The sequence below is a fragment of the Tibeticola sediminis genome (genome assembly GCF_003843835.1).
Classification (GTDB): Bacteria; Pseudomonadota; Gammaproteobacteria; order Burkholderiales; family Burkholderiaceae_C; genus Tibeticola; species Tibeticola sediminis.
Genome location: NZ_RKQL01000007.1, coordinates 107,745 through 118,117 on the forward strand (window position 1 = coordinate 107,745; position 10,373 = coordinate 118,117).

The 10,373-nt window shown below is 62.7% G+C and carries 6 protein-coding genes and 1 CRISPR repeat array; of the genes, 5 read left to right on the top strand and 1 reads right to left on the bottom strand.

Features of this window, described 5'->3' with window-relative positions:
* Nucleotide 1: 1 nt before the first annotated feature.
* The 4 genes from EDC62_RS12535 (at nt 2) to csx2 (ending at nt 7,493) form a co-directional block, all read left to right on the top strand.
* Complete coding sequence (locus EDC62_RS12535; RefSeq protein ID WP_124224160.1) at nt 2-1,561, top strand: RAMP superfamily CRISPR-associated protein; 1,560 nt, start codon at nt 2-4, stop codon at nt 1,559-1,561.
* The gene (locus tag EDC62_RS12540) at nt 1,558-2,064 is read left to right on the top strand and encodes a hypothetical protein (RefSeq protein ID WP_124224161.1); all 507 of its coding nucleotides are present in this window, start codon (nt 1,558-1,560) and stop codon (nt 2,062-2,064) included. The genes EDC62_RS12535 and EDC62_RS12540 overlap by 4 nt, the downstream gene beginning before the upstream one ends.
* Complete coding sequence (locus EDC62_RS12545) at nt 2,061-4,352, top strand: TIGR03986 family type III CRISPR-associated RAMP protein (RefSeq protein WP_124224162.1); 2,292 nt, start codon at nt 2,061-2,063, stop codon at nt 4,350-4,352. Before EDC62_RS12540 ends, EDC62_RS12545 begins: the two co-directional genes overlap by 4 nt.
* Nucleotides 4,353-4,903: 551 nt before the next feature.
* Nucleotides 4,904-6,131: a CRISPR direct-repeat array (repeat unit 36 nt; unit sequence GTTCCGGCATACCCGGTTCATGAACGGGATTAAGAC).
* Between the two features lie 150 nt (nt 6,132-6,281).
* Complete coding sequence (csx2, locus tag EDC62_RS12550; RefSeq protein WP_124224163.1) at nt 6,282-7,493, top strand: TIGR02221 family CRISPR-associated protein; 1,212 nt, start codon at nt 6,282-6,284, stop codon at nt 7,491-7,493.
* Between the two features lie 95 nt (nt 7,494-7,588).
* Here the strand turns inward: csx2 and EDC62_RS12555 are convergent, their stop codons facing one another.
* Nucleotides 7,589-8,269 carry a hypothetical protein gene (locus EDC62_RS12555; protein ID WP_124224164.1) on the bottom strand — a complete coding sequence of 227 codons (681 nt, stop codon included), beginning with the start codon at nt 8,267-8,269 and terminating at the stop codon, nt 7,589-7,591.
* Between the two features lie 740 nt (nt 8,270-9,009).
* Between EDC62_RS12555 and EDC62_RS12560 the strand changes: the two genes are divergently transcribed.
* Nucleotides 9,010-9,222 (top strand): hypothetical protein, encoded by a 213-nt coding sequence (locus tag EDC62_RS12560; protein ID WP_124224165.1) that lies wholly within the window; start codon nt 9,010-9,012, stop codon nt 9,220-9,222.
* Nucleotides 9,223-10,373 lie beyond the last annotated feature (1,151 nt).

Sequence of the window (10,373 nt, forward strand, 5' to 3'; positions counted from 1 at the left end):
CATGAGCACCTCATCCCCAGTCCGCATCCATTCCCAACTGCACATCGCCCGCGTGGTGCTCGAAGCGGTGACCCCGCTGTCTATCAGTACCGGCAGCCCCGACGGCGTGTTCGACAGCGCCTTGGTGCGCGATGCCAATGATCTCCCAGCGATCCCGGCTACCAGCCTGGCTGGAGTGCTCCGAAATTTGTATACCCAGCAACACCGCGTCGAAGCGGCTCAGCGCCTGTTTGGCTACCAAGATGGCGACGACGGCGCCGCCTCGCGCCTGCATGTGGGCTGGGGCCACCTGCTCGACAGCCGTGGGCGCGCCGCCTGCGGCCTCTTGCTGGGCCGGGAAGCCCAGCGGCTGCGCGACGATCCGCTGCTGGCGGATGCACGGGCACAGCAGGACCAGCCCACCCTCCGCAACCGGGTGCGCCTGACCCACCGGGGCGCGGCCGCCGACACCGGCAAATTCGACCGCACCGTGCTGCCCGCAGGCCATCGCTTCGCCGTTGAGCTGCGCTTGTGGACCGCTCCGGACGAGACCGACGACCTGTGGCAAAGTCTGCTCAGCCTGCTGGGCCATCCCGGCCTGCGCCTCGGCGGCGGGGTGCGCGCCGGCTTGGGGCGCATGTGCTGCATCCGCCTGCACACCGGCCGCTTCGACCTGCGCCAGCCCGCCCAAGCCCAAGCGCTCGCTCGGCTCGGGGCCGATCCATCGGCCACGCAGGGGCTCGATGCCCGGCCCATTCCTCAGTTCCCAGTGGCGCACTGGCTCGACTCCACCCTCAGGCTCGATGCCAGGCCCATGCCTCAGTTCCCAGGGGTGGACCGGCTCGACTCCACCCTCAGCCTCGATGCCCACAACCTATGGCGCATCGGCCAGGGCGATGTCGCCATCGGCAACATCGGGCCCGACGACAAAACGCCCGACCTCCTGCCCGTGACCGAGCGTCGCGTCGTCTGGAACAACGGCCGAGGGCAGGTGAACGCTCAGCGCGAGCTGCTGCTACCCGCCACCTCGCTCAAAGGCGTGCTGGCGCACCGCATGGCCTTCCACGCGCGGCGCTTTGCGGGCCGCTGGGCGGATCAGGAGCACGCCCGCGACCGGGATGGCCACCCGATCCCGCCGCCCGAAGTGCTTGCCTTGTTCGGCCAGATCAAAGACAAGGCGGAAGCCGGGCAGGCACCCCAGGGTTGGGCGGGCTGCCTGTTCATCGACGACACCTATCTACCCATCCATCAATCCGCGCGGCTGATGCACAACAGCATCGACCGCTTCACCGGCGGCGTGCGCGAACACATGCTGTTTGAGGAAGAAAACGTCTATGGCGGGCAGGCCGCAGTGCATCTCAGCATCGACCTGCTACGGCTGAAATGGGCGGCCAGTGTCCACGGCACCACCGTAGCGGCCATCCAAAAAGCATTCGTCGCTGCCTTGCGCGACCTGGGCGAAGGCCGCTTGGCGCTGGGAGCCCGCTCCACATCGGGCAACGGGTTTTTCCGCGCCGACATTCCGCCCGAACTCACCACCGCCTGGCCCGAACCCGCCAGCCCACAACTGGAGGCCGCATGACCACCCCCGCTCAACTCCTGACCGATTACCAAACCCTGTGCGGCACCCGAGCCGGCAGCGAGCTGCCGCGCATGCACGCCGCGGGCTTGCAACAACGGCAGCAGTCCTTCGACGGACACGCCGAGCTGTGGGCCGCCTTCAGCGCCCACGCGCCAGTGATGGGCTGGCTGCAATTTCAGTCGCATCAACTAGCCTTTCATGACGGCCTGCCCCACCCGGCCCCGGAATGGGGCTTGCTGTTGCAGGCCGAGGCGGTCACCGCCGACAAGCTGAGCCTTTCCGTGCACCGCCCCCCATCGGGCGGCTGGACGCTGATCGAGAGCCAGCATCTGCCGCAGGGCGACCTGCTGTGCGACTGCGTGCACCATCTCGCGCACGACCCCCGGCTGGACCGCTTGCGCTATCGCCGCTATTGGCGGCTCGACCCCGAGCTCGGCGCCGTGCAAGCCGCCGCCTGTTTCATCGGTTTTGGCCACCACGACGCCAAAGGAGCTTGTGAATGAGCACATCGCCACAGCAACGCAGGCCGCAGCACTACGGAACCCACCAAGGCAACAGAGCCGATACGACAGGGGGCGGTATGGCCATGATCTCCGCCCCGTACAACTTCGTCCCGCTGTCGGATCGGGTCTTTCTCCCCGATTGGAGCCAGCAGGTCTCGCACGACATCCCGTTCAAGGACGGCCTCAGCGGCGAGCTGCACTACACCCTCATTGCCGAGACGCCCCTGCTCGTCGGCGGAAGGCAGACCAGAGCCAACAACGGCAATCCTGGGGAGGTCAGGCCGTTCCGCTTGCCCGACGGCAGCTACGCCATTCCCGGCTCCAGCATGAAGGGTCTGCTGCGCAGCGTGATGGAAATCGCCGCGTTTGGCCGCATGAGCAAGGTCGATGAGGTGCGCCCGGGTCTGCGCGACATTTCCAAAGCCGACAGCGTGTACGCCACCCGTATCCGCGGCCAGGTCCAAACCGGGTTTCTGCGTCGGCGGGCGGACGGTGGTCAAGAGATCGTGCCGTGCCAGATGCTGCGGCTCAACCACCGCGACCTTGAAACGGCTCTGCGTATAGATTCACCGATCTTCCAGGCCCGGTGGTCAGTCGCCAAGAAATACAGCGAATGGAAGCGCTTGTGCCAGCAGCGTGGGAGAGATCCTCTAACCCTATCGTTCGATCTGGGGCATCCGGACGCCACCAAGCTCTTTAACGGCAGCCATCAAGGCGTGCCCGTCTTTACCGGTCAGATTTCCGACAGCACAAGCAAGAATGGCAAGCACCGGGACTTTGTGTTTTACCCCCCGGAGTCGCAGCAACCTGCCATTCCCGTGCCGCCCGAAGCCTGGCGCGACTTCCTGCGCATCCACGGCGACGAGGATGGCAAACCCGACATGTCCTGGCCCGGCTACTGGAAGGCCCAATACCAGGCCGGAGCAAAGGTTCCCGTGTTCTATCTCCAAGACGGCCCCTTGCTGCGCATCGGTCTGGCCTACATGCCCAAACTGGCCGGGGATTTTTCCACCCGCGACCTGATCTGCCACAGCAGCCCTGTCCATCGGCAAGAGCCGGGTGCCCAAAACGGCTACGACTTGGCCGACCTGCTGTTTGGCGCCATCAACAGCCAAAACCAAGCCGACGCCCTGCGCGGGCGGGTGAGCTGCGAAATGGCGCGGGCCAAAGGCCAGCCTGGGCCAAAGGCGCAGCCTCCAACCATCCTCAACAGCCCCAAACCCAGCTATTTCCCCAACTACCTCACCCAGCCGGTGGACCCCCACAGCTGGAAGCTCAAAAAAGACCAATACGTGACCTACATTCGCACCGACGCCGCGTGCGCGCCGACGCTGCGCGGCTTCAAGCGCTACCCGGTACGCCCCTTGGCAGACGCGCAGGTGCAGGAGCTCACCGACCAGCAGCGCGAAAACCGCAGCGTACAGGTGCGGTTGCACACCCTGCCGCCGCAAACTCGGTTCGAAGGCCGCATCGTCTTTCACAACCTCAAGCCTGTGGAACTCGGCGCCCTGCTGTGGGTGCTCACTTGGGGCGGCAAGGCCGGGTTGCGCCACAGCCTGGGCATGGGCAAGCCGTTTGGCTTTGGCCAAGTGCGCATCGAGCTGCAAGCCGACCGCAGCCGCCTCATCCCGAACGACCCCGCCGAGCCGGAGGCGGCGCTCACGCCCGAGCGGATCGAGCAGCTCATGCGTGCATTCGTCCAAACGATGACCGAGCAGATTCCCCAGTGGGAGCGCAGCCCGCAAATCCTCAACCTGCTGGCCATGGCGAATCCGCAAAGTGCAACCCAGCTGCCCGCGGGCATGGAATTGCGGCATATGCGCCTCGACTCCAAGCAACACGTCAACGAGTTCCAGGCCGCCAAGAAAGACAAGCTGGTTCTGCCCGACTACGCGGTGGCCACCGGCGCGCTCGATGCCAGCAGTTTCCGGCCGGCTCGGGGCAAGCCATGCACCGCATCACAGCCACACGCCGCCTCCGCGAGCGTCTCCGCCCCAACGACAGCACCCGCCAAGCCCGCCGAACCGGCCTTCAAGGAAACAGAAGAGGAGTGGACGAACGTGGTTCTGACCTGGAACAAAGGCAACCGAAGCCTCAAAGCCACGGCGGCACAGCAAGGCACTGCCACCGCCAACCAGGCAGACGCGGACAAACTACTCGCCATGCTGCCGCAGGAGCAGCGGGACAAGCTGAAGAAAAAAGGCGAACTCAAAGGGGCACAGGCCACCGTCACCATCAAAGGCAACTACTACACCCTCATCCGCTTGGCCTGGCCTGGGACAAGCTGAACCGCCGCAAGCTTGCAACACCCGTCGACACGCCCAGTGAACCCTACAGTACCACGGTGCCCAGCTCAACCCCAAGCGCCAACTGCTCCCAATCGACAGCGGTGCCGCTGCTGGCGGGCCTCTGGCGCTTCGCACCCTGCGAGCCCTGAGCGCTGCGCCGCGCACCGGGGAAGACAACTGCCGCAGACACGCACGTGCCTGTGGTCCCTGCGTCCGACGGAGGGGGGCCGCCCGCCGGAGCCGAGCACAGCCGGACCAAGACCCCCCGCGTCCAACGGGGTGCCGTGCACAGGATGCCATTGCGCGAGGGCCGAGCCGCGTCGAGTTCAACCCCCGCAGATGGCACCGCCCGCTGCCGCCGCCGCGCACGGGCAGCCCACCCCTGCGCGCCCGAAAAACAAGCCCAAATCCCTGGCCACGCGCAGATCGTTGATTTAATTGAGAAAAATCGTGTTTTCGCGGGAAACCCCAAGCACCAACAGCCCGCGAACGCGATGCGCGCCGCAAACCGCCCAAAAACGCGTTGACAATCAACGGGTTGCAAGGGTAGAGTTCCGGCATACCCGGTTCATGAACGGGATTAAGATTTATCCCCTCCAGAGGCAACCACTGCGGTGTGTTCCGGCATACCCGGTTCATGAACGGGATTAAGACGCGATTTCGAGCGCAGCTTCCGGGAAGCCCTTTGTTCCGGCATACCCGGTTCATGAACGGGATTAAGACGATGTCAATTTTAGCTACGCTGGCAACATAGATAGAGTTCCGGCATACCCGGTTCATGAACGGGATTAAGACAAAAACATCGCCATTATGAAAGCGGAAACAATAGTTCCGGCATACCCGGTTCATGAACGGGATTAAGACGTTTTCCTTGCCGTTCCGTTTGAACTTGAGCAGTTCCGGCATACCCGGTTCATGAACGGGATTAAGACTGCGACCGCACAATTTGCTGCACGAGTTTTGCGTTCCGGCATACCCGGTTCATGAACGGGATTAAGACTTCATAAAAGTAACTGTACAATCGTCTTTAGCCAGTTCCGGCATACCCGGTTCATGAACGGGATTAAGACAACGACGACCGGAACGCCGATCGCCGCAACGATCGTTCCGGCATACCCGGTTCATGAACGGGATTAAGACATGACGAGACTCGATAGCGGGCATAGCGATAACTTGTTCCGGCATACCCGGTTCATGAACGGGATTAAGACCATGACGGGCGAACTCCCGAACTAGGGTATCAATATCTGTTCCGGCATACCCGGTTCATGAACGGGATTAAGACAGGGGTGTCGGGCGCGCCGTCGCGCCCTTTGCGGAGTTCCGGCATACCCGGTTCATGAACGGGATTAAGACAGCGTTGGGTTGATTGATGTTGACTGCCATGATTTACGTTCCGGCATACCCGGTTCATGAACGGGATTAAGACTCAAGCCAGCTCGCAAGAGAGCCGGCCGAAGTTTCGGCATACCCGGTTCATGAACGGGATTAAGACTGGGTTTCCCCCGAGATATCGTCGATACGCACGTCGTTCCGGCATACCCGGTTCATGAACGGGATTAAGACTGACTTCCGGTCCGCCGCTGGTCGCCCACTTCGCGTTCCGGCATACCCGGTTCATGAACGGGATTAAGGCCAGACGCCGTTATGGCTCATCTCGGCTTTAAAAGTTCCGGCATACCCGGTTCATGAACGGGATTAAGACACAATTTCTTCCCACCGATACCGGCGGGCATAATTTTCGTTCCGGCATACCCGGTTCATGAACGGGATTAAGACGGATGGGGGTAGTAGTGACGCCACCCGAAGGTGATTCCGGCATACCCGGTTCACGAACCAATTAAAGCTAGTATCCGATTTCGGGGGTTCCCTGAATAGGGAACGGCATCAGAACCAAGGTCTATCATTCGACATCGGGTGAGTTTGGAGATGCACAAAACCTTGTTGACTTTTCTGGGTAAAGGGCGCGATTCGGCCAAAACGGGTTATCGGGTTGCCAACTACCGCTTTCCCGATGGCCTGACCCGCCAGTCGGCGTTTTTCGGTTTGGCGCTCGCCGAGGTCGTCAAGCCCGATCTGCTCGTCATGCTCGGCACCACGGGCAGCATGTGGGGCGTGCTGGTCGAACATGTCGCCGTGGAGGGGGAAGATGAGGCCTTGCGCCTGGAGTTGATGGAGGCGGAATACGCCGGTCAGGTGGATCAGCCCCTGCTCGACCGCGTGGCCCCTTTGCTGCGGCGCGCCGCGGGGATCGAGGTGCTGCCTCGGCTCATCCCCAGCGGGCGCAGCGCCCAGGAACAGGTCGAGATGCTCTCGACCATTGCTTCGTCCGTGCCCAAGAGCACGCAGTTGCAGATCGACGTGACGCATGGGTTTCGCCACCTGGGCATGGTGGGTTTGCTTTCGGCGGAGTTGCTGCAGCGCCTGCGCGCGCAGACCGAGGTGCACGCGGTTTGGTACGGCGCGCTGGATATGACCCAAGACCAGCTCACCCCAGTCTTGGCACTGGACGGCTTACAGTCCGTGCAGCGGTGGGTGAGCGCGCTCGATCGCTTCGATGCCAGCAATGACTACGGCGTATTCGCGCCCTTGCTCGAGGCCGACGGCCTGCCCCGCGATAAGGCCCAGTGTCTCGTCGATGCCGCGTTTTTTGAGAACATGAGCAACGTCGCGGACGCCGCCCGGCGCATCAACACCGTCTTGTCCGCGCTCGACGCACCACTGCGCGGCCCGAGCGAGTTGTTCCGCCAGACCTTGCGCAAGCGCCTGGAGTGGGCCCGCAAAAACGACTTGGGCGAGCAGCAACGGTTGCTGGCGCTGCGCGCCCTGGATCGCGGGGATTTGCTGCGCGCGGCGATTTTCGGCTTGGAATCTCTGATCACGCGTTTGTGCCAAGAGCAGGGCAAAGATCCGCTGGACTACCAGCAACGCGAACAGGCCGATGTGGTGTTTCAGCAGGAGCTCAAGGCGGGCGCACACCCTGACTGGAAACGTTACGCGTACTGGAACCTGAAAAATCTGCGCAATGCGATGGCGCACGGCACGTCGCCGGAAATTCGCTTTGTGCAGGAGTTGCTACGCAACCCGCAGCGCCTGCGTGAAGAACTGCGCAGCGCGCTAAGCCGCCTGTCACAGCCGTGAGGGGAGCGGGCGCAGAAACATGTAATCGCCCGATGAGTCCAGCGGGTAAAGGGAGTCATGGCGAGATCGTGATGAGAAGGCGGGAGGAAGCATGGTCAATCCCAGGAGGAGGCGCCGCCCCTCCAGGACTCGTCGCTGCTCCCGGTCATGGAGCCGAAGCCGTCGCTCAGATCGAACCCGTAGGGGTTGCCCATGAGATCGACACCACCGCAACTGTCGCCGACCATGGGCAGACCGGTGGCTGGATTGATGCACCCCGTCGAGGCTGCTCGCAGCGATTCGCTCGCGGCGAACGCATTTGCATCCAAACTGGGGCCTGCCTCGTCACCCAGGTTGTCATCAGGGCGCGACATGCGGCCGCCCCAAGCCATGCCGACCGCCGCTGCACCAGCGCCGCGGGTCTGCTGCGTGGCATGGCGCGCTCGGCGCCGCAAGAAGGCTTGTAGCACGATGGCTGCCGTACACGCGCCTAGCACCTGCTGAGTGGCAGGACTCGCCCACCATGCCGACAGGGCTTGGCCCAATGCAGCGGATGTTTCGGCATTCCCGTGCAGCATCCAGCGAGTCCAAGCATGAGCCAGTGCCAAGCTGGCGCTGGCAGCCTGCTCGACCGCGAGCCACAAGGCTTGTACCCAGCCGTCCAGCGCGGTCCCGATCGACTCGACGAGCCGGTTGATTTGTCGCAGCGTGTCGGGTTCTGAGGCGAGGGAATTCAAGCTGCTGCGGATGCTGTGGCATGCGTGCAGCGCAGCTTGGGTGAGGTCGTTCGGCCACATGGAGCGTTCTCGGCGTGTTGATCGGGATCTGGCTCAGGTCAGGTGAAACGGAGACGGACGGCGTCAGCAGCAAAGTTGGTGTCGATGGCTGGCGTCGTCGCGACGAGGGCGTTCAACGGACAATCGTTGCACGGCTGGGTGTTCATGGCTTGATCCGAAAAAGGCATCAGAAACCAGTTGCTCTGCGCAAGTGTGTCGGTCTTTGCTGCGTTTTCGAGGGAATGCAAGATTGCACAGGCCGCAGGCGCGACAGGCTGTGGGATCGAAGGCACCACGCTCGTCGGCCGGTTTCTGCGGCATCAAGGTGTTTGACCAGCCCCATTGATGCCTGGCTGTTTCAGGACAGCCCACGTTGAGGTTTGGGGAGTACCCGGTCGCAAGCTTGCAAGCCGGTTTTTCGGCAGGAATGTTGGATAATGCGCGACTCTCGAGCAGGGTTGTAGCGCGACTTGACCCAGACAGATGGCAGCCACGCCATTCTGTTGGGCCTGCGAACCTGAAAAACGGTCGAGCATGGCGAGACCCGCCTGCAAGACAAACGAGAGAGACCCGCAACAGAGGCGCGATCCGCAAGGTTCGCGCTGGTTCATCATCGAGAAGAAGGAGGCTGTTTACCGCAATTGATGGAAGTTTTCTTCTGAGCAGCGCCGTGCCCGTCTGGGTGGTGCTTGCGATCGCACTGGCCAACGTTCCACACCCGTGGTGCGTCCGGCGCTTTCGCAACTTTTCAGGAGATCATCATGCGCGAAGAACAGCTCTACACCCTGCTTTCCCAACTCATCTCGCAAGGCGCCAGCCTCGAAGAACAAACGCACGCGGGTCGCCGCTTCGTCCTCCGCCACGCAGGCCAGCGCCTGACTGTGCCCGGCGCAGTGGCCCTCAAACTGATGCGTGAGGGGCGTGTTCGTGAAGCCTGCAAGGTTGGCGATCGCACGCTCTGGTTCGGCGTGTGACCCCAACGGCTGCGCCCGCCGCCATTAGGCGGCGTGGCCTTTGCACATGAGCGGCGAACTTGGGCCACGACGGCACCGTCCAGCCTCTGGTCCAATTGTGCACACCGCCTCCGCTAAATACAAAATCCGCTCGATTGGGCCGTGCTTGATAACCAACCCACACCGCGCCGAGCGCCATAATGGGAGTCGAACTTATGGTCATCATCGAAAAAACTAACATTCGATGTAACCTGGCGCAAAACAGTGTTCCCTGGCGTCAGGGAGGGGGTCGACCGTAAAACACAAACTCACATAAAGCCTTGTGACGGCGATTCAGAACAGTCGGAGTCGTTTGAGGTATATGTACGGCCAGGGCCTCCGAAGCCAAGGGTCGTGGGTTCGATCCCCGCCAGCCGCGCCAAATCAATGAATTACGAGCCAGTTTCAGGGCACCTTTTCAGGTGGACTGACTCTTGGGAGCCGGGAGCACGGCTCTTGAGCGAGCTGCAGTGTCATGGTCGACTGGCCCATCCCGGCGCGTTCTGTGCCGAGCCTGTGCCAAGCGGTGGGTTCGTCTAGGTCGGAATTGACCATAAGCCTTGTGCCTTGACAGGGCGCCCGCTAGCCGAGCAGGTCCTACCTCGCTCGCTGCATCAGCAAACCGTCGATCGTCGAAAACCCGTTTGGATTCGGCAGCGATCGTGTTTGAAGACGCGCGATGGGCGTTCCAAAGTCTGCACGACCCCCACGATGACGCAGCCCACGGCGGGCGAGCGTCTAAGCTGGACACTCACTCCACTTGGGCTTCGCCTCTGGACGAGTGCTCCAAAAGTTCCCCGTCCGCGACGCCGAAGTAGCTACACAGCTTGTCCAGCCCACCGGGCGCGACTACGTCGAGCGCGGGAAGCGCAAATCTTGAGCGCGCCGCAGCAGGAAGCAGCTCGCGCGTAGCGTACAGGGCCGCGGCACCTGGCTGTGGAGCGGCGTGTTCGGCGGCCACTACTGTGGGTCGACCCGGAGCACGCGCTCTCGCTGGTGGCGCTCACCAACACCGGCGTGGCCGGCCTGTGGGGCGCCCTGCATAAGCTCAGAAACCTTTGGCACTCCTGTGAACCAAGAGGAGTGCCATGCAAATCCACCACGTTGGGTACCGCATCCGGGGGTTTTACCGG

Bases quoted from the DNA above. Each gene is read 5' to 3' on its own strand.
- EDC62_RS12535 (WP_124224160.1), top strand. From the start codon at position 2: ATGAGCACCTCATCCCCAGTCCGCATCCATTCCCAACTGCACATCGCC.
- EDC62_RS12540 (WP_124224161.1), top strand. From the start codon at position 1,558: ATGACCACCCCCGCTCAACTCCTGACCGATTACCAAACCCTGTGCGGC.
- EDC62_RS12545 (WP_124224162.1), top strand. From the start codon at position 2,061: ATGAGCACATCGCCACAGCAACGCAGGCCGCAGCACTACGGAACCCAC.
- csx2 (WP_124224163.1), top strand. From the start codon at position 6,282: ATGCACAAAACCTTGTTGACTTTTCTGGGTAAAGGGCGCGATTCGGCC.
- EDC62_RS12555 (WP_124224164.1), bottom strand. From the start codon at position 8,269: ATGTGGCCGAACGACCTCACCCAAGCTGCGCTGCACGCATGCCACAGC.
- EDC62_RS12560 (WP_124224165.1), top strand. From the start codon at position 9,010: ATGCGCGAAGAACAGCTCTACACCCTGCTTTCCCAACTCATCTCGCAA.